This window comes from Paenibacillus gorillae (assembly GCF_000513275.1).
In the GTDB taxonomy this organism is placed as follows: domain Bacteria; phylum Bacillota; class Bacilli; order Paenibacillales; family Paenibacillaceae; genus Pristimantibacillus; species Pristimantibacillus gorillae.
This window is the reverse complement of record NZ_CBVJ010000065.1, coordinates 1-19,882: the sequence shown is the minus strand read 5'-3', so window position 1 is coordinate 19,882 and position 19,882 is coordinate 1. Positions and strand designations below refer to the sequence as shown.

Annotated in this window: 20 protein-coding genes; 18 read left to right on the top strand and 2 right to left on the bottom strand. The window is 51.7% G+C overall.

Annotated elements, in window-relative coordinates; translation table 11 throughout:
• Positions 1 to 875 precede the first annotated feature (875 nt).
• From TY10_RS10910 to nagB, 17 genes are all read left to right on the top strand, one after another.
• Positions 876 to 1,535: a ThuA domain-containing protein gene (locus TY10_RS10910; protein WP_042163190.1), complete on the top strand. Its 660-nt coding sequence runs from the start codon at positions 876 to 878 to the stop codon at positions 1,533 to 1,535.
• 3 nt (positions 1,536 to 1,538) lie between these two features.
• The gene (locus TY10_RS10905; RefSeq protein WP_042163188.1) at positions 1,539 to 2,537 is read left to right on the top strand and encodes a glycoside hydrolase family 88 protein; all 999 of its coding nucleotides are present in this window, start codon (positions 1,539 to 1,541) and stop codon (positions 2,535 to 2,537) included.
• On the top strand, positions 2,534 to 3,493 hold the full coding sequence (locus TY10_RS10900) for a PfkB family carbohydrate kinase (RefSeq protein ID WP_042163186.1): 960 nt from the start codon (positions 2,534 to 2,536) through the stop codon (positions 3,491 to 3,493). The genes TY10_RS10905 and TY10_RS10900 overlap by 4 nt, the downstream gene beginning before the upstream one ends.
• A gap of 161 nt (positions 3,494 to 3,654) precedes the next feature.
• Entirely contained in the window at positions 3,655 to 4,722 is a 1,068-nt protein-coding gene (locus TY10_RS10895) for a zinc-dependent alcohol dehydrogenase (RefSeq protein ID WP_042163184.1), read from the top strand.
• A gap of 17 nt (positions 4,723 to 4,739) precedes the next feature.
• Positions 4,740 to 5,726 (top strand): SMP-30/gluconolactonase/LRE family protein, encoded by a 987-nt coding sequence (locus tag TY10_RS10890; RefSeq protein WP_042163182.1) that lies wholly within the window; start codon positions 4,740 to 4,742, stop codon positions 5,724 to 5,726.
• A 12-nt stretch (positions 5,727 to 5,738) separates the two neighbouring features.
• Entirely contained in the window at positions 5,739 to 6,695 is a 957-nt protein-coding gene (locus TY10_RS10885; RefSeq protein WP_042163180.1) for a phosphoglycerate dehydrogenase, read from the top strand.
• A 38-nt stretch (positions 6,696 to 6,733) separates the two neighbouring features.
• Positions 6,734 to 7,672: a shikimate dehydrogenase family protein gene (locus TY10_RS10880; protein WP_042163178.1), complete on the top strand. Its 939-nt coding sequence runs from the start codon at positions 6,734 to 6,736 to the stop codon at positions 7,670 to 7,672.
• A 36-nt stretch (positions 7,673 to 7,708) separates the two neighbouring features.
• The gene (locus TY10_RS10875; RefSeq protein ID WP_155985802.1) at positions 7,709 to 8,281 is read left to right on the top strand and encodes a glucose-6-phosphate isomerase; all 573 of its coding nucleotides are present in this window, start codon (positions 7,709 to 7,711) and stop codon (positions 8,279 to 8,281) included.
• Between the two features lie 4 nt (positions 8,282 to 8,285).
• Positions 8,286 to 9,266, top strand: a complete 981-nt coding sequence (locus TY10_RS10870; protein ID WP_042163175.1) for an aldo/keto reductase — start codon at positions 8,286 to 8,288, stop codon at positions 9,264 to 9,266.
• Positions 9,267 to 9,410: 144 nt separating this feature from the next.
• Positions 9,411 to 11,216 (top strand): sensor histidine kinase, encoded by a 1,806-nt coding sequence (locus TY10_RS10865; protein ID WP_042163173.1) that lies wholly within the window; start codon positions 9,411 to 9,413, stop codon positions 11,214 to 11,216.
• Entirely contained in the window at positions 11,209 to 12,903 is a 1,695-nt protein-coding gene (locus tag TY10_RS10860; protein WP_042163170.1) for a response regulator, read from the top strand. The genes TY10_RS10865 and TY10_RS10860 overlap by 8 nt, the downstream gene beginning before the upstream one ends.
• A gap of 43 nt (positions 12,904 to 12,946) precedes the next feature.
• On the top strand, positions 12,947 to 14,320 hold the full coding sequence (locus TY10_RS10855; RefSeq protein ID WP_052350487.1) for an ABC transporter substrate-binding protein: 1,374 nt from the start codon (positions 12,947 to 12,949) through the stop codon (positions 14,318 to 14,320).
• Between the two features lie 81 nt (positions 14,321 to 14,401).
• Positions 14,402 to 15,283, top strand: coding sequence for a carbohydrate ABC transporter permease (locus tag TY10_RS10850; protein ID WP_042163167.1), 882 nt, complete (start codon positions 14,402 to 14,404; stop codon positions 15,281 to 15,283).
• The gene (locus tag TY10_RS10845) at positions 15,283 to 16,122 is read left to right on the top strand and encodes a carbohydrate ABC transporter permease (protein WP_042163165.1); all 840 of its coding nucleotides are present in this window, start codon (positions 15,283 to 15,285) and stop codon (positions 16,120 to 16,122) included. The genes TY10_RS10850 and TY10_RS10845 overlap by 1 nt, the downstream gene beginning before the upstream one ends.
• An 86-nt stretch (positions 16,123 to 16,208) precedes the next feature.
• A complete protein-coding gene (locus TY10_RS32035) occupies positions 16,209 to 16,709 on the top strand; it encodes a phosphotriesterase family protein (protein ID WP_052350486.1) in 501 nt (166 codons plus the stop codon).
• Positions 16,672 to 17,178 (top strand): phosphotriesterase family protein, encoded by a 507-nt coding sequence (locus tag TY10_RS32030; RefSeq protein WP_052350485.1) that lies wholly within the window; start codon positions 16,672 to 16,674, stop codon positions 17,176 to 17,178. Before TY10_RS32035 ends, TY10_RS32030 begins: the two co-directional genes overlap by 38 nt.
• Complete coding sequence (gene nagB, locus TY10_RS10835; protein WP_042163163.1) at positions 17,175 to 17,900, top strand: glucosamine-6-phosphate deaminase; 726 nt, start codon at positions 17,175 to 17,177, stop codon at positions 17,898 to 17,900. Before TY10_RS32030 ends, nagB begins: the two co-directional genes overlap by 4 nt.
• 152 nt (positions 17,901 to 18,052) lie before the next feature.
• Here nagB and TY10_RS10830 read toward each other — a convergent pair whose 3' ends face one another.
• On the bottom strand, positions 18,053 to 18,538 hold the full coding sequence (locus tag TY10_RS10830; protein ID WP_042163161.1) for a DinB family protein: 486 nt from the start codon (positions 18,536 to 18,538) through the stop codon (positions 18,053 to 18,055).
• Positions 18,539 to 18,661: 123 nt separating this feature from the next.
• Between TY10_RS10830 and TY10_RS10825 the strand changes: the two genes are divergently transcribed.
• The gene (locus TY10_RS10825; RefSeq protein ID WP_042163159.1) at positions 18,662 to 19,615 is read left to right on the top strand and encodes a helix-turn-helix transcriptional regulator; all 954 of its coding nucleotides are present in this window, start codon (positions 18,662 to 18,664) and stop codon (positions 19,613 to 19,615) included.
• Here TY10_RS10825 and TY10_RS31465 read toward each other — a convergent pair.
• Positions 19,610 to 19,882: hypothetical protein (locus TY10_RS31465; protein WP_238327542.1), on the bottom strand; the 273-nt coding region annotated here is incomplete at its 5' end. The genes TY10_RS10825 and TY10_RS31465 overlap by 6 nt on opposite strands.

Here is a 19,882-nt window from a genome sequence, read left to right as displayed (position 1 = left end):
TTAATTGGATAGGGAGACTCCAGTTTATCTAGGGGGCCTTTGGGAAAGTGCATTTAGAATCGCCCGATTCGGCTCTTTTCGTGCTTTTTAGGCCAATCAGCCTGCACTTTTGCATTTTGAAGCGATAAATCGCTCGAAAACCGGCTGACAAACTGTATTTTTGCATTTTGATACGTTGTAGTCTGCCGTGCAAAGTGAGTACGACACGTATTCAGAGCTATCTGCGCTAACCTGGCTCAATGAACGAAATAAACTTCATAATCTGATAGCACAACAAATTTACTTTTCGATCAAACATCCGTTTCTGTTATTTGCATATATCCTATCTTGCTGGTTTGCTTCCATTATGCTGCATGTACAGCTCTCTCAAGTTTCGTTTGAAGTGCAAGGTTTGTTTGCTGCGCATCGAATGGTGTGTGTGCTACTTAAGAATTCGTGATTTTGCTGGAAGTGGTACATGCTAAGCATCGGAGGGGGAGCGGAACGTTATGAGTTCAGGCTGACATTTCGCAGATTCTATCCATGATCCATCGTGAAAGCGATGATGCAATGCCATCAAGAACGGCAGAATGAGCCATAACGCGCAGTGACCCCGGGGTCGGGGATTGCCGCATACTCCGCTCTGAGTGCACCACTCCGAGCGCCCCGATAATTGCGCAGCAGCTTGTCCGCTAGCATAAGAAGCCGATTGTTCCTCCCGAGCAATCGGCTTTTTGCGCTGCCTGGCTCGTAATGTCATCCAAGAAACGTACAGGTTTTACGAAAGATGTGGGGTACTGCCCGCTTTTAATAGCCCTTATGATGAACGTACATGAGGGAACTCATGCAGCATCAATAGACAAAGTTGTCATTCAAGTTGGGCGAAGGGGTGACTTATGTATAAAATTGCGGCAGTTATAGGTGATTATTATCATCGCGAGGATGTAATTCAGTCAGCGCTCATGTTAGCGGTGCAAGAGACTTTCGGCAGCAAAGCTGCTGTTGATGTATGGATAACCGATGCGCTTGAGCTGCCCCAGACGCTGGCAAAGCGGCCGGACGCCGTTGTGTTGTTCAAGGAAAACCGCATCGATCCGGAGGGAGACAGAGAAGCTCTATGGATGAACGAGGCCATCGCCCAGTCGATTACGGCCTATGTGAAGCAAGGGGGCGGCTGGCTGGCCTGGCATTCGGGTCTGGCTTCCTATCCGGAAGAGGGTGCTTATGTCGATATGCTGCGAGGCAGCTTTGCATCGCATCCGGAGCTTCATGAACGAGTCGAATATGATGGGGACGGGGTTCAATTCGCAATCATGGACGAGCATTATTTTGTCCACTGTGACGAAGCCAGAACCGAGGTGTATTTGCGCTCCTCATCAGTTGACGGGAGCTCAATCGCCGCGTGGCGCCATTATTATGGCGAAGGACGGGTATGTGCACTGACGCCGGCGCATCGGCCGGAAGGGCTGCAGCATCCAAGCTTTATCGGACTGCTCGGTGAGGCTTTGGCCTGGTGCTCAGGCGCAGCAGAGCAAGCCAATTACAAGGAGGTTTAGCGGATGAGCCATATAGCAAATTCACATACAGCGGATGCGGAGCGAGTCGCGCTGGTCAAACGGGCGCTGCTTAGCATGCAGCGATATTCCTGGGAGCAGGGAGTTGCTGCACAAGCGCTGCTGGAGTCCGGCGATACGGAGCTGGCTTTCCTGCTTGCGCGCGACGCAGTCAATCGCCAAGATGCTTCCGGCAAGCTAGGGGTCATGAATGACGGTTATTCCGTCACGGATTCGGCCGCTAATGGCGAAGCCGTTGCACTGGCGGCTCAAGTAACGGGAGACCCGCTATTCGTGCAAGGCGCGTCAAGCATGCTGGACTGGCTGCTGAATCACGCGCCAAAGACAGAGGAAGGCATCTTGCGGCATGTTATCGACAAGCCGCAGGTGTGGATCGATTCCTTTTACATGGCGCCGCCGTTTCTGGCGGTTTCGGGTTATTACGAGGAAGCGGTGAAGCAGATCGACGGGTACCGCAAGCTGTTGTGGAATCCCGAAGCCAAGCTGTTCTCCCATATTTACGATGATGAGGCGAAATCGTTTATCCGGCAAGCGCATTGGGGTGTAGGCAACGGCTGGGCCGCCGCCGGTATGATTCGTGTGCTGGCAAGCTTGCCGGAAGCCATGACGGAGGAACGGGAGCGGATTGCAAGTTATTTGCAACAGTCCGTCGACGGCAGTCTAGCGCATTTGCGGGAGGATGGTCTGTTCCATGATGTGATGGACGATCCGGCAACCTTTGTCGAGACGAACGCGGCTCAAATGGTAAGCTATTCGATTTACCGCGGCGTGCTGCTCGGTGTGCTGGATAAGGACTACATTCGTTTTGCAGACCAAATGCGTGCAGCTGTGCATGCGCGGGTTGATGAGAGCGGATTGGTACAAGGCTCTTGTGCGGCACCGTTTTTCGACCGGCCGGGAACCGCACCTGAGAGCCAAGCCTTCTTCCTGTTAATGGAGAGTGCAGCCAGCCAATATGGGGAGACAGAAGGAGGTTCGGCATGAAGCTCGATGTTATTTGCTTAGGTGAATTGCTGATCGACTTCGTATCGACGGCGAAGGATGCGGCGTTAATCGACAGCCCCGGATTTGTGAAAGCGCCGGGAGGCGCTCCGGCCAATGTAGCCGCAGGCGTTGTGAAGCTGGGCGGTACAGCCGGATTTATCGGCAAAGTGGGCGATGATCCGTTTGGTCATTATTTGAAGCGTGTGCTGGATGAGCTGACAGTAGACACTCATTGTCTGGCGCTGGATAGGGAAGCACGCACGACCTTGTCATTCGTCGCGCAAAAGCCCGACGGCGACAGGGATTGCATGTTTTACCGCCATCCCGGCGCAGATATGAGGCTGTCGGCAGCAGACATTGACGAGGAGTACATGAGCCAAGGCACCATTTTTCATTACGGATCGATCAGTCTGGGCAGTCCGAGCAGCAAGGAAGCTACACTGCAAGCATTGGCTTATGCTCGCGCCCATGGGCTTCTTATTTCTTACGATCCGAATTTGCGGATGGATTTATGGCCGGATCAGGAGCATGCCCGCAAGGAAATTAACGAAGGCTTTGGCTATGCCGATATCGTGAAAATCAGCGAGGAGGAATTCCGCTTTATTACGGGATGCTCCACCGTGGAGGAATGCGGACGTTACATTTTGGAACGCGGACCGAAGCTGGTCATCGTTACGCTGGGTAAGGACGGCTGCTATTATACGAACGGTGAATTAAGCGGCTATATTGAAGGCTTTAAAGCCGAAGTCGTAGAGACGACGGGTGCGGGCGATGCTTTTGTCGCAGCGGTGCTGCAAGGCTTGGCTGAAAGAAAGAAGGCGGGACAGCCGCTATTTGATGAGCAATTGCCGGAGCTTCTCCGCTTTGCGAATGCAGCAGCTTCGCTTGCCACGACGCGAATTGGCGCAATTCCTTCCCTGCCAACGCGGGAAGAAGCGCTCGCAAGGCTCGGCTGAATAGCGGAATGCTTTGCCGGATACTAACACGCTAGATTAACAGCGGGAATGTCAGGCTGGACAGCAGTGTTCGATTCGCGCGGAGTGAAGCGTTTCGAGTTCAGGTGAACCGAAACGCGCAGCAAAGCGCTGCTTTTAGAAGAAGGAGGTGCTTCCCTGCAATGAAAAGCTTGATTGTAGATAAAGATGGACAGCTCTCTGTCCGCGAAATAACAAGACCCTCGTATGGTCACTACGAGGCGCTGGTGAAGATGGTCAGCTGCGGTATTTGCCGCGGAACCGACACCAAGCTGATCCATGGCGAATTCAAGGGCTTCGATACGTATCCGGCTGCTTTGGGTCATGAGGGCGTAGGACGCGTCGTTGAGACGGGAGCGAATGTACGGCATTTGAAGGTTGGAGACCTGGTGCTGCTGCCGTTTTTGGAAGGTGAAACGGACGGCATTCATTCCGGCTGGGGCGCTTTTTCCGAATATGCGGTAGTGGGCGACAGCCAGTCTCTGCTTGAGGATGGAAAAGGTCCCGGCTCTCCGGAGTTTTCCGAAGCCTATTACGCGCAGCAGAAGCTGCCGCCGGACATCGATACGACGATTGCGCCGATGATCGTAACGTTCCGCGAAGTGCTCAGCTCCTGCAAACGGTTCGGCTTTCGTCCGGATGCCAGCATTGTCGTCATCGGAGCCGGCCCCGTCGGGCTTGCTTTTATTACCTTCGCCAAGCTGCTTGGCATGGGTCCGGTCATCGCAGCCGTAACGAGCGAGACGAAAGCCGAAGAGGCGCTGCAGGCTGGCGCGGACTATGTGGTCAACAGCAAAACCTCGGATCTGACGGCCGAAGTGCGGGCGATATGCCCGGGCGGCGTTGACTTTACGGTGGACGCAGTAGGCAAGAACGAAATCATTAACCAAAGCATGGAACTGCTCGCCCCTTATGGACATATTTGCTGCTACGGCATTTCATCGGAGACGACCATGCAGCTGGATTGGAGCAAAGCGCCGTATAACTGGCATTTGGATTTTAACCAGTGGCCCTCCAAGCTGGAGGAGTCGCAAAGCCATCGACAAGTGCTGAGCTGGATGCACAGCGGCGCACTGCGGGCGGAGCAATTCATCTCCCATGTGTACGGATTTGACCAGATATTAGAAGCTTTCGAGCAAGCGGCCCAGCCGGGCGGAATGAAAAAAAGCGATTATTACATTCTAATAGCCGGGCGGAAATGCCCGGACTAACAGGAGGATAAAACGCTATGAATACACCCCGATTGTTTACTTTATTGCCAGAAGAGCTTGTAACGACACCGGATGGAATGGCGATTGCGGCAGATGGAGAGCTTGTGCTGTCCTGCCCGAATTTCGCCGACCATTCGCGGCCAGCCTGTCTGGTCAAAATCAATGCGAACCACCAGGTTCGCAAGTGGGTAGACGTTCCTGTCCACCCGGACACCGGAATCGCTTGCCCGATGGGCATTGCGTTTGGCCCGGATGGCGACATTTACGTATGCGACAATCAGGGCTGGTCGGGTTCGCCGGAGGGCAGCTTCCAAGGCCGTATTCTCCGGCTGCGTATCGAGAACGACCAAGTCGTCTCGACGACAATCGTTGCCCAAGGCATGGAGCATCCGAATGGTATCCGCATTCGCGACGGGTATATGTATGTAACACAAAGCGTGCTGACGAAGGTTCAGGACCCGACCGGCCTGCTGCGCAGCTGCGTCTACCGCTTCGGTCTGGACGAGGAAGGTATCCAGATTCATAACAATCTGGACGATCCCCATATGTTGACCTCGCTGCTTACACTTAATGAAAACGATCAATACGGTGCAGACGGCATCGAATTTGATCCGCAGGGCAATCTGTACGTCGGCAATTTCGGTGATGGAGCTGTCCATAAAATTACGTTCCATCCTGATGGCTCCGTAAAGGATAACGTCGTATGGGCGAAAAATCCGGAGCAGCTGCAAACGACGGACGGTATGGTAATGGACGAGGCCGGCAATCTGTATATCGCCGATTTCTCGGCAAACGCAATCGCTAAGGTGTACCCGGACGGAACGGTAGAGCGTTATGCGCAAAGCCCGGATTCCGATGGCTTCCAGGGCGAGCTTGATCAGCCAAGCGAGCCGATTATTTGGAATGGAAAGCTGATCGTTTCCTGTTTTGACTTGGTAACAGGGCCTGGAAAAGTCAATACGAAGCATGAGCTGCCGGCTACGATGTCAGAGCTGGATCTGTAGAGGGGTGAGACGATGCCGAAAGTGCTGATTACGCCAAAATCATTCGCGAATTACAAAGCTTCCGTCTACCCGCTTATTATCGAGCAAGGCTACGACATCATTGAAAACAACTTGGGCCGCACGATGACCGAAGCGGAGATCGTGGAACAGGCTCGTGAAGGCGTGGTCGGCATCATTATTGGCGTCGACCCGCTGCCTGCCGAAGTGCTGGAGCAATGCAAGGATTTGCGTGCCGTATCCAAATATGGCATGGGCATGGACAACATCGATCAGGACAAAGCGAAGGAACTGGGTATCCAGCTCCGCAACGCGGCGGGCTCCAACCATATTTCTGTTGCAGAGCATGCGATCGGTCTGTTGTTTGCATTAGCGAGGAACATCCCTCACATTGTGGCAGCCGTCAAGCAAGGGTATTGGGAGCGTTCGATGGGCATCGAGCTGACGGGCAAAACGATAGGCGTAATCGGCGGCGGACAGATTGGCCGCGAGGTTGCGCTAAGGGCGAAAGGCATAGGCATGAAGCCCGTTATCTACGATCCGTTTCTGCGGGATGAATCGTTTCTGGAAGCAAGCGGCATCGGCCGGATGCATGACCTGAACCAGCTGCTGGAGCTATCCGACGTTGTATCGCTTCATCTTCCTTACACGCCGCAGACGAAGCATCTGATCAACGGAGAGACGCTGGCCCGAATGAAGCCTTCGGCTCTTCTCATCAATACGTCGCGGGGCGAGCTGGTCGATGAAGATGCGCTTTATGCTGCATTAACGAGCGGCGGCATCGCAGGTGCTGCACAGGATGTGTTCTCTGTGGAACCGCCGGAAGCGGCGCATCCGCTGCTGCAGCTCGACCGTTTTCTGCTCACCTCGCATACTGGTGCATTTACGAAAGAAGCCGTTGCGCGAATGGCGACTCTATCTACGCAAAATCTGCTGGATATGCTGAGTGCCCCTGCTGAACAAAAGGCTTGATACGAAAAACGAACAGACGGCTTGAAAGGAGCAACTCCATGCTTAATTTGCAAAAGGCTGATCAGCCTACTTTATATTTCATCGGCGTGACAACGACACAATCATCCATTATGAAGCTGTTTCCGCTTTGGGCGGAAGCGCTGGGACTGAAGGATGCGGTCATTCGCGGCATCGACATCGGCATTCATGCTGACCCGGCCATTTACAGGGAAGCTGTACAATTTATTAAGGATGATGAGCTTTCGCTTGGCGCGCTCGTGACGACGCATAAGATCGACCTCTATCACGCAGCTAAAGATTTATTCGATTATTTGGCCCCTTATGCGACGATGTTCGGCGAGCTTTCCTGCATTTCCAAAAAGGATGGCAAGCTGGAGGGCTACGCGAAAGATCCGATTTCCAGCGGTCTGGCCTTGGAGGCTTTTGTTCCGCAAAATTACTGGCAGGAGCATGACGGCGAGCTGCTTGTCATGGGAGCAGGCGGCAGTGCGATTGCCATTTCCGCTTACTTGCTGGATAAGCGGCGGCCGGGACGGCCGAGCAAGCTGATCGTGACGAACCGCAGCCAGCACCGGCTGGATGAAATTGAGCGCATCATGAATGATATTGCGCCGGACGTGCCGGCTGCTTACCATTTGACGCCGCAAGCGAACGCCAACGACGAAGTAATGGCTTCGACTAAGCCGCATTCACTCATTGTAAATGCGACTGGCCTTGGCAAAGATCAGCCGGGCTCCCCGATTACCGACGATGCGCTTTTTCCGCAAGACAGTCTCGTGTGGGAGCTGAATTACCGGGGCGCGCTGGACTATTTGCATCAGGCGAACCGCCAAAAGGAAGATCGCAGCTTATACGTGGAGGACGGCTGGATCTATTTCATTCACGGCTGGACACAGGTTATTCAGGAGGTATTCCATCTCGAAATCGCAGCTGATACCTTTGCTGAACTGGAGCGCATAGCCGGAACCCTGCGCTGATTACGATACAATTCAACAAGAATGGAGCGTTTCATAATGAGTACTGTCCCTTTTTCCGCGCATTTCGATTTGCTGAACGGATCATCCCGGGATTATGAGCCGACGAAGCGGCTATTGTCCAAAATGTCTGGCATGTATGAGAATGCCGAGGCTCTGGCAGAGCTGGTGGCATCGGGAGACCCGCTCGTTTATGAGTTTTACGAGCTGTCGATGCCGGAGTCACCTAATGAGCTGCTGTTCGGAACGAGCATCGTACACCCCGGTAAAGTCGGACGTGAGTATTACATGACGAAAGGCCATTTTCACACCATACTGGACACCCCCGAGGTGTACTATTGCTTGAGCGGGGAAGGCTATATGCTAATGGAAAATCCTGAGGGCGAGTGGCAGGCCGAACGGTTCGCTGCAGGGCAAGCTGTATATGTTCCGCCGCGCTATGCTCACAGAAGCATCAATACGGGGTCCGTCCCGCTCGTTACCTTCTTTGTCTATCGCGCGGATTCAGGCCATGACTACGGAACGATCGAGAGTAAGGGCTTCCGCAAGCTGATCGTTGAACAAGACGGCGAAGCTGTCATTGTCGACAATCCGAAATGGGAGGAGAGATAAGGCCATGCAATACAGCTACTTGGGCAGAACGGGCATGAAGGTTAGCCGGCTTTGTCTCGGCACGATGAACTTCGGCGTGTCGACCGACGAGAAGGAAGCGTTCCGCATTATGGATGAGGCGCTGGACGCCGGCATTAACTTCTTCGATACGGCGAACATCTACGGCTGGGGCGAAAATGCGGGGACGACGGAGCGTATCGTCGGCCGCTGGCTGGCACAGGGCGGTAACCGCCGTGAACGGACCATTCTCGCGACTAAAGCATATGAAAAAATGTCCGATCCGCTGGACGGTCCAAATGATGAGAAAGGCTTGTCGCTTTACAAAATCCGCCGTCATCTCGAAGGCTCGCTCCGCCGGCTGCAAACCGATCATGTTGAGCTTTATTTCATGCATCATATCGATTGGCGAACAGGATGGGAAGAGCTGTGGGAAGCGCTGGAGGGTGTCGTTCGCCAGGGCAAAGCCGACTATATCGGCTCCAGCAATTTTGCTGGCTGGCATCTCGTCAAAGCGCAAGCCGCAGCTAAAGAAAGGAAGTTTATGGGGCTCGTCGTGGAGCAGCATATTTACAGTCTGCTGAACCGGACGCCGGAGCTTGAAGTGCTTCCGGCAGCGCAGGATCTTGGTCTGGGCGTCGTCGCTTGGAGTCCGCTGGCCGGAGGGGTGCTGGGCGGCAATGCGCTAAACAAGAACATCAGCAACCGTACCGCCCAGCAGGCAGCCGTCATTGAGAAACACCGCGCCAGTCTGGAAGGCTTCTCTGCACTATGCCGTGAGCTGGGCGAGAAGGAAGCCAATGTCGCTCTTGCTTGGGTGTTGGCGAATCCGGCATTGACCGGGCCGATTATCGGACCGCGCACGGTCGAGCAGCTGCGCGATACACTTCGGGCCACTCAGATTCAGCTTGATGACTCAACCTTGCAGCGGCTCGATGAGCTGTTTCCAGGACCGGGCGGCCCGGCGCCGGAATCTTATTCCTGGTAGTCCCTGCCCCGTACAGCTGCAGGATAATCCTGTACCAGAACGATATAGTAGCCCGGTTCCTCAAAGGAATCGGGCTGTCTATCTTTTCAGAATCAAATTTGCGGAGTAAGCTTATACGTAAACGGGCAAAAGGGAGGAAGCGATATGCTGGCCAAAATTAAAAACATATACCTGGAGCTTCCGATCCGGTTCAAAATCCAGCTGTGGTTCATGCCGATGCTCGTCTTTACGGCAGCCAGCATCGGTTACGTCTCGTATACGACGGCTTCCAATCAGGTGCTGGAAAAGATCGCTCAGGCCCAGGACAACATTGCTTCGCAAACGATCACTCATCTGGATTATTTGGCCAAAGATATATACGACACTTACAGCTATCTTTCGCTCTCCTCAGAGCTTCACGATGTGCTTTCACCTGATGCCAGCTACAATTCTGCGCAGGTGGTCAATTCGATGATTAACCGGCTGCTCAGCACGCGGCAGTTTTTTCAGTCGCTGCTCATTTTCTCAGACAACTTCCCGACCATCAAATTCAACAGCCTGAACAATAATGAAATTATCGGCTATGACGAATATAAAAAAAGTGAAATCTATGAACATACAATAGACAATGTCATCAAAGGGGCTTGGGGCGTAGAGGAAGATCCGCTTAAGCTGTTTATCGGCGATGCTCGCAAAAAAGTATTTTACAGCAAAGTGCTCGTCAATCCGGAGACTTTAGTGCAGGAAGGGCTGATGATCATCGGTATGACGGAAGCGGATTTCCGCAAATCATTTGGCCCGAAGCGTGACAATGTCGAAATTGTGGTCATGAATGAATACGGTACCATTATGTCGGATTCGGACGGCATTTGGAGCGGACATGCCTTTACCGAGCTGCCCTATTACAATCATATGCCGCTGGATCAGGTGGACTGGTCGGAGCACGACAAGCAATGGTTGATCTCGCATGCTTCGTCCTCGGCGACCGGCTGGCATGTGCTCGTCATTCAGCCGAGAATTGAAGAGCTTCAGCAGCTGAATAAAATCCGCTGGCTGACACTAGGCTTCGTAGTTATGATTATTCTCATCAACGTTCCGCTTAGCTGGATCATCGCGAAGCTGTTCCTCAATCCGCTCAAGCGGCTGCTGAAATCGATGCGCGAGCTGCAATCCGGTGACTTCAGCCAGTATGTCGATATGGAGCTGCGTGACGAAATCGGGCAATTAGGCCATGGCTATAATATTATGGTGACGAAAATCAAAGAGCTGATTCAAGATGTATACGAATCCGATCTATCGCAAAAAGAAGCGGAGCTGCGCATGCTGCAGTCGCAGATCAATCCGCATTTTCTATACAATACGCTCAATTCCATCACATGGATGTCCTATCGTGAAGGTGCGGACAAAACGGCGGATATGATCCAGCGTTTATCGGTGTTCTTCCGCTTCAATTTAAGTCAGGGCGCCGACATCATTACGATTGAGAAAGAGCTGGCGATCGTCGAAAACTATTTATTTCTCAGTCAAATCCGTTTTGGCGACAAGCTGACCTATTCGATCGAAGCAGAGCCTCATCTCCAGCAAATACGCGTGCCGAAGCTGCTGCTGCAGCCGCTTGTAGAAAATGCGGTCGTACACGGTATCGAGCAAATGGAGGGACAAGGCTTCATCCATCTCTATATTTATGAGACTGAGAATGAGCTGGTGATGGAGGTTACAGATAACGGGATTGGCATTGCGCCGGATAAGCTGGAGACGATGCGTGCTGCTATTGAAGCAAAGCAACGCTCAAGCAACGCTGAACATACCGACGGATTTGCTTTGTATAACATGAAGGAGCGGCTGCGCAATTACTTCGGAGACGACGTTGCCATCGAAATTAATAGCAAGCTGAATGTCGGAACATCGGTCAAATTAAAGATCGACCGCAGCCGAACAGGAATGCAAGGAAAGGATGAACCGCATGCTTAAATTGCTGATTGCAGAAGATGAAGCGACATTTCGCGAAGGGATCTTAACGATGATCGACTGGGAGTCGGAGGGAATCCGTGTGCTGGGAACAGCCTCTAACGGCCGGATTGCGCTGGAGATGATGGAGAAGGAGCAGCCGGATATTCTGTTGACCGATATTCGGATGCCGCAAATGACAGGCTTGGCACTTATCGAGGAGGTATCCCGGCGCGGCTGGGATCTCGTCCCAGTCTTGTTGACCGGATATAGCGAATTCGAATACGCGCAGCAAGCAATCAAGCTTGGCGTGCTGGATTACATTCTGAAACCATGCAATCCGAAGCAGGTGCGGGAAGCCATTATGCGGGCCAAGCTGAAAATCATTTATTCCAGAAGCCAGCATCAGCAGGTAGACCGCTTGGAGCGGCAATGGAATGCCAACGTACGGGCGATCAAGGAGGATCGGCTGATGAAGTGGCTTCGTGCCGTCAAGCCTCTCGATTCCGGGAAAATGGCGGCTGAGATTAAGGAGTATGGCATTCAACTCGCAGATAAGCCTGCACTTGTCATCGTATTCCGGTTCGATAAGAAGGCGCTTAATGTCCTGTCCTATACGGAGGAGGATCTCCCGCTAATCCGCTATGCGGCTTCCAACATTATGGAGGAGACGATCGGCGACCGGTTCGCTGGTCATCATGAATTGTTGACGCTGGAGGAGCAGTTTGTATTGATTGCCAACGTTCCGGACGGCATGAAGCTGCAGCTGGAGGACTTCCATGATGGCCTTGAGCCAATCCAGCGTAATTTATCGCAATTTTTGAAAGTAAGCATCAGCATCGGCGTCGGCGGGGCGCATCCCCTGAACCAGCTGCATGTTTCGTATCGGGAGGCGGAGGACGCATTGTCCCGTCGTTTTTTTCATGGCGGACAAGGTGTGTTTATGGCGTCGGAGAGGGAGCTGTCCGAACCCGATGCAAGCCGCAGGACGAAGTTTAAGGAGGATTTCGCCGACTTTGAGCTGCGCATCCGTGAATCCTTAGAGGCGAGCAACTATTCCGATTTCGTTATGGAAGTGGAAGAGTGGCTGAACGCGTTCAAAGATCAGGAGCTGTCGATTCAGCGCATTCACCTGCACTCGTATTCCTTTATTAACGCCTTGATTAAGGAAATTAAAGCGGCGAACGGGGAGCTTGCTAAGGAAGCGGTAGAGCAGATGGAAAGTTTTGCGGTTCAGGTGCAGCGGCAGGAAACGTTTGAAGAGCTGTCTACGCTGCTCACCGTTGTGATCCAGAAGTTCGTCGAGTTCCGCCGGATGAAGAAGCTGCCGCATAAGACGATTCAGCATGTCTTGAATATGATCGAAGAGAAATATATGACGAACCTGACGCTGAAATCAATTGCCGAGGACGTTTTTATATCGCAATCCCATCTATCGACGTTGTTCCGCCACGAAATGGGCATTAACTTTCTCGATTATTTGCACCAGTACCGGATCGAGAAGGCGAAGCAGCTATTCAAGCAGGAGCAGTGCAAGGTGTACACAGTAGCAAAGCAGGTCGGATACTATGATGAAGCGCATTTTGTCCGTTTTTTCAAGAAATGGACGGGCATGCTGCCTTCCCAGTACAAAAAAGCAGAACGGCTTCTAATAAACATACAGCTTTACCGAATAATCACAGGTTATCCCTTCAATAAGCCTCATTTATAATGAAGCTACAGCGCTGATGAAAGATATTAAGAGGAGGGTTCTTTTGAAAAAGTTACTTACTACGCTATCTGCAATTCTGGTGTTTACAGCCGTGGTTACCGCTTGCGGCGGCAACGCTGAAAAGCCGGCAACAAACGACGGATCGAAGCCAGCCAACACGGCAAATACAGATAAAAAGCCAGATTCCGGACAAAAAGTTGAAATCAAGTTTTTCAGCAACAACCCGGATCGCACCGGCGGCCAGGGCAAAGCGGAGCAATTGCTGATTGACCAGTACATGCAAGAGAACCCTAACGTAAAGATTACTGTGGAAACGCTTTCTCCTGATCCGCAATTTCAAGATAAGCTGAAAATTTACAACGTCTCGGGTGATCTTCCCGATGTAACGATGATGTGGGGCGGCGCGCGTTACTTGAGCCCGTTTGTTAAAAACAAATCGCTGGTTGCTTTCACGAAAGAGGATTTTGCAGGCCAAGGCTTTATCGACGCTGCATTTGATTCCTTCACAATGGATGGCAAAATTTACGGCATCCCGAAAAACACCGACTTCCTCGTGGTTTATGTCAATAAAAAAGTATTGGCTGACAAAGGTCTTGAGCCGCCAAAAACGGAATCTGACCTGTTCAAAATCGCTGAGAAGCTGAAAGGCACCGATATCGTTCCGATGGCGCTTGACGGCAGAGACGCTTGGCCGCTGGCCCTGTTGTTCGATGCGGTTGTATCCCGTCAATCCGGCGGATTCGATGTTTACCACAAAGCAATTGACCGCACGGGCTCGTTTAATGATCCGGCAGTTGTAGCATCTGCGCAAAAACTGCAGGATATGGTGAAAAGCGGCGTATTCGGCGATGGCTTCCTGAACCTCGACTACGGCGCGGCGCGCAACCTGTTTGGCCAAGGCAAAGCGGCTATGTATTTGATGGGCCAATGGGAAATGGGTCTGTCGACCGATGCCAACTTCCCGCAAGAAGTGCGTGACAATATGATTGCGATTCCATACCCGGCTTCTGATGACGGCAAAAGCCCGACAACAGACCTGCTCGCATGGTTTGGCGGCGGCTACAGCGTAGCCAGCACTACGAAAAATACCGACGAGGCGAAAAAATTCGCGATCTGGCTGTTCAAGAAAGAAAACTGGGCTAGAACGGTATGGCAAAACGGTATTACGTTCCCGGCGCAAGCTTATGACGAGTTTGTAACGGGCAATGAAACGCAGCTTCAGAAGGATTTGACGGAAATCTTGAAATCCGCCGATGAAATTAGCGGCGCGAATTCCCAGGACCGTCTGTCTGCTTCAACATCCAAAGGCTACCTCGATTCCATTACGGAACTGCTGGCGCTCAAAACGACGCCTGAGAAATTTGCCGAAGCGATCGATGCAATTGCTGACAAATCGCATAAAGAATTGAATCCTTAATATTAATCAACAGCACCCATGGAGCAAAGCGGGAACGATAGTTTTGCTCCATTTTTGCAGAGAGAAATGGAAGTGACGGATATGAATAAACTTTGGATGGACAAACGGAATATCGCCGTGTTGATTACGCCGGGGCTGCTGTTCATTCTCGGGCTGATCCTGTTGCCAATTCTGGTTGCCCTGTACCTCAGCTTCACCAATTACGATGGCGTCGACTACCAATTCCAAGGGTTTGACAACTATACACAATTGATCTTCCATGACCCTATATTTTGGAAATCGCTCCGGCATGCGGTCTTTCTCGGCTTAGCATTCGTTCTTTTGCAGCATCCGCTTGCGATGTTCATGGCCATTATTACGCCGTATACGGGGAAATTTGAGCGGATACTGCGGGTGGTCATATTCATTCCTTCCATTATCTCCACGTTTGTCACGTCGCAAATGTGGGTCAGTATTCTATCGGTTCAATTTGGTCTGATTAACCGGGTATTGGGTCAGGTTGGCTTAGCTTCCTGGAGACAAGATTGGCTGGGCGATCCGTCCATCGCGATTTTCTCTATTATATTTGTAGCGAGCTGGCAAGGCTTTGGTTACGCTTATCTGCTCTATTATGCAGGCATCAAGGGCATTCCTTCCGATTTGTACGAAGCGGCAATTGTAGACGGGGCCAACCGCTGGCAGTTTAATACACGCATTGTGCTTCCGCTCATGTCGCCAGTCATCCGCATTAATGTCGTGCTTGCAATCGTTGCCGGGTTTAAACAAATGGAAACGGTTTTCTTAATGACAGCCGGGGGCCCTGCCAACAGTACGCAGTTTTTGGCCACGTATCTGCATTCGAAAGCTTTCCGTGAAGGACTGTTCGGTTACGGCAGCGCGATATCTGTTCTGTTCGTCGTCTTCTGCCTGCTCATTACACTCGTAATGAACCGCTTGTTGAAGAAAGATGTAGGTGAGTTCTAATGGTGACATCAACGAGTAAATTCATCGTAAAAGTCGTTCTCTACGCAGGATTGGCCCTCGTGGCACTGGCTCAAATCTTTCCGTTGATTTGGATGTTCAACTTTTCGCTACTGAAGAGCGGGGATTTCTTCGGCAGCTATATTCTGAAGTGGCCGGAGCCTTTTCAATGGAAAAACTATTCCGACGCATTCAACTTCGGTCATGTCCCCGCCTACTTGCTGAACAGCGTTATCGTCACGGTCGTCGTCATTGCCGTCACCGTCGTTGTATCGTTAATGCTCAGCTATGTCATCGCAAGGATTGACTGGAAATGGAATAAATATTTGGCGGGGCTGGTCATGATCTGCATGATTGTACCGATATACGCAACGTTGCTGCCGAATTTTTTCATATTTACGAATACGAAATTAATCGATACGTATTTGGCCTTGATTTTACCGAATATTGCCTTTATGATTCCTATCAGCGTCTTTATATTTATGGGCTTCATGCAGACGACGCCGCGGGCGATCGAAGAAGCGGCCGTTATCGACGGATTGAACTTGCTGGGCGTCGTGTTCCGGATTATCTTCCCGATCTCCAAGCCGGTTATCGCTTCCGTAACGGTTCTTACCTTCATGAGCACATGGAATGAGTTCATTATGGCGGTCACCTATATTCGCAGCGACACGTTCAAGACGCTGCCGTTCTCGCTCATTCAATTTACGGGGCAATATGCTTCCAATTACGGCGCTCAGTTTGCGGTTATGACGATTATTGCTTTGCCGTCCGTGCTGTTGTACATGATGTTTACGGAACAAATAACAAACAGCCTTACTGCAGGCGCGGTAAAAGGCTGATTTATAAGCAGGTGCTGTCCGGCGTGCAGTTGACTGCCAATGGACAGCTTTTTTTATTACGAATTGGATGAGGAGGAGGGACGAATATGCCGATACAAACCGTTAGAGGGCTTGTGGACAAGCAGCAGCTCGGATTTTGCCACAGCCATGAGCATCTATTTCTGGCAAAGGGGCATCCATCGACGCTTAACCCGGCGCTTTGTCTGGATGATTATGAGACGACGCTGGAGGAGCTGCTGAGCCTTCGAAGCTATGGAGGAAGGGCGGTCGTAGATGCTCAGCCGCTGGGCAGCGGAAGGATGGAGGCTTGGCTGCTGCGGGCATCCATTGATGCAGATATGCATATCATCGCTTCCACCGGTTTTCATAAGCTGATCTTTTACCGCGACGATCATTGGATTCACCGCTACAGCGAGAAGCAGCTGACGGAGGTATTCGTCCATGAATTGACCGAAGGGATGTATACGGGAACGGATCTTGGCGAGCCGGTCCATTCCATTGCCGCCAAGGCGGGCATTATTAAAACGGCAATGGATGCACAACGGATGAATGATCCGGACAAAAGATGGATTTTATGCTGCTGCTGAGGCTGCTATTCAGACGGGAGCTCCCATTCTATGTCATATCGAATCGTATGACGAGGCGGATGAGCTTGTGAGGCTGTATATGGAGCGGGGTGTTCCAGCGGACCAGATCATCGTATGCCACTTGGACCGCAAGCTGGACTATCCGGAGCGGCACCGAAGGCTGGCGGAGCTTGGCGTATATTTGGAGTATGATACGATTGCCCGATACAAATATCATGGTGATGAGGAAGAAGCGGAACTGATCCGCCAGATGATGGATTGGGGACTGGAGCGGCAGGTCCTGCTAGGTCTGGATACGACCCGCGAACGGATGAAGAGCTATGGCGGTTCTATCGGATTAGACTTTATTTCGGTTAGCTTCCTGCCTTTATTGCGGCAATATGGGGTGACCGAGAATCAGATTGCGAGCATGATGATCGGCAATCCGGCAAATGCGTTTGCATGGCGGGAGGCGGGGAGAGGCGTATGAACGTATTGACGTTTGCCTCCAATGAGGAGCTGTCTGCTTATGCGGCTGATTACATCTTAGACCTGGTGCGGGCGAAGCCGGATGCCGTTCTAGGATTGGCAACGGGCGAGACGCCCATCGGTGTCTATGAGCAGCTCGTTGACCGGCATCGGAAGTCGCAGATCAGCCTCCGGCAGGTCAAAGCATTTAACTTGGATGAATATGCGGGGTTATCGCCTGATCATGAGCAAAGCTATCAAGTTTATATGCGCAAGCATTTGTTCAGCGGCATTGATCTGCCGCCTGAACAAGCATATATACCATGCGGCATTGCAGATGATCTATGGGCTGCGGCCCGTGATTATGACCGTTTGCTGAATGAAGCGGGGCCGCTGGATTTGCAGCTGCTGGGAATCGGTCATAACGGTCATATCGGCTTTAACGAACCGGGAGAGGAACTGAATGCGGAGACTCATGTCGTTAAGCTGACAGAGGAGACGAGGGCGGCTAACTCCCGTTACTTTCAATCGCTTGCGGAGGTTCCCCAATATGCGGTAACGATGGGTGTAGGACCGATAATGAGGGCTAAGCAGGTTCTGCTCATTGTCCGGGGTGAAAATAAAGCTGGTGTGCTGAAGAAAGCATTATACGGTCCTGTTACGACAAGGTGCCCGGCCTCGCTGCTGCAGCTTCATCCGCGGCTGACCGTTTTGCTCGATGAAGGTGCGGCTAAGGAGCTTTAATTGTTACAGTGCAAACCACGCTTGGACCGCAAGTCCAAGCGTGGTTTTTTTGCGGATATTAGGGCGTGCCCCCGGGTACGCCTTCACATATGTGCCTTGAATGGAACGAAAATTCGGCAAAATTTGCTGCCCTCAGAGTTCTCAGACACACCCTAGTACAAATCGAACATGTTGACTTCATAACCCTGCATTTTCAAATAAGTAAACAGCTGTCCCCTGTGATGCTGAAGATGGGTGACGATCTCGACTAGCCACTTGGCTTGCGCAGTGGGATGGTCAAGGTAGAACGGTTTCGTCTGCAAATGGAGAAACTCATCATCCGTCAAGCTGTCCATATAATCCCGCAATGCTTTTACACCGTCCTGCATCCGGGCGCTTAGAGCATCAACCTTCTCTTCAGCGGCGTACACGGCTTCGAGTGTCCGGACCTCATCCTCCGTTTTTTGCTGCAAAATAATGAGATCGACAGCAGGGATCGCCGCTAAGTGCTCGGCCAGTTCCCGTAAGGAACGCATGTTTTCACGAGGACGGAAATTGAGATCCTCCTGTTTGATTTTGGACAGCAGATTTACGGATGTCCGGACGATAAGTTCCATTTCTTCATACAGCAATGCTTTCATTTGTTGCAGCGCTGGCATCATATTCGCTCCTTTTTTTAAAATAAGTGTACTGGCTGGACGTTCTTCTTCATTGTAGATTAAAATAGTGACAACTATTGTCACATTTTCAAAAATGAATTGATCAAAAAGGAGAGCTGCCTGATGCCCAAATCAAAACGGCTGCTGGAGCTCATGCTGACGATTAACCGCAAACGGAAGTTTACGGTAAGAGAGCTTGCGGAGGAATTTGGCGTATCGTCCCGTACGATTCTGCGCGATCTGCAGGAGCTTGGCGAGCTGGGCATGCCGCTTTATTCGCAAGTGGGGCTGCACGGAGGATATCAGGTGCTGAATGAGCGTACGCTCCCGCCGATTGCGTTTACCGAAAATGAAGCGGTGGCGATTTTTTTCGCCAGTCATGCGCTGCGCCATTATCCCGTTCACCCGTTTAAAGCAGAATCGTCTTCTGCGCTTAACAAGTTTTATTTGAATATGCCCGGCGACACTCGCGAGCGCATCGATCAGATCCGCAACCGCTTTGATTTGTTTACGCCGTCTCGTGCGGCCGATTCGCCTCATTTAACTCTGCTGCTCGAAGCGGCTATATCCCAGCGCGTCTTATCGATCGAGTATGAAGCTTCGAAAGGACGAACGAAGCGAATGATTCAGCCCATTGGAATCTACGCCGAAAGCGGCCTCTGGTATTGTCCGGCCTATTGTTTTCTTCGCGGTGAGCTGCGCTTGTTTCGCTGCGATCGGATTACTGCGGCCGAGCTCGCCGGACCGGATTTTGAACCCGTCTCGCTGATGGAGACACATTTGGGAAATTGGGATGCAGCCGATCGAAATGAAGCCGATTATCTTCCCTTCCATGCTGAGCTTCAAATAGACGGCGTTTCACTATGCGAAGCGGAATTAGGCCGAAAAACAGAGATTCACATTCGTCCGGACGGGAGCGGGTGGATTCAATCCCAAATTCCGAAGGATGACCTCGCCTTTTTTGCCGATTTTTTTATCGGCCTCGGCGAGCGCGCGGCCGTGAGCGAGCCGCCTGAGCTGCTTGCGCTCATCCGGAGCAAGCTGCAGCGCTTGATGGATAAATACGCGGGACTATAGCGGCCGCCAAACCGCCAAACCGCCAAACCGCCAAACCGCCAAACCGCCAAACCGCCAAACCGCCAAACCGCCAAACCGCCAAACCGCCAAACCGCCAAACCTAATCACTCTCCGAACCCCACTCACTATGGGATACGGCATCAAAATGTAAAAGTGCAGTTTGTTTGCCGGTTTTTCGGCGAAAAAGCGGGTCAAAATGCAAAAGTGCAGTTTGATTGGCCTAAAACCCGTCGAAATGGCGATATTCAGCGATTTGAAATGCACTTT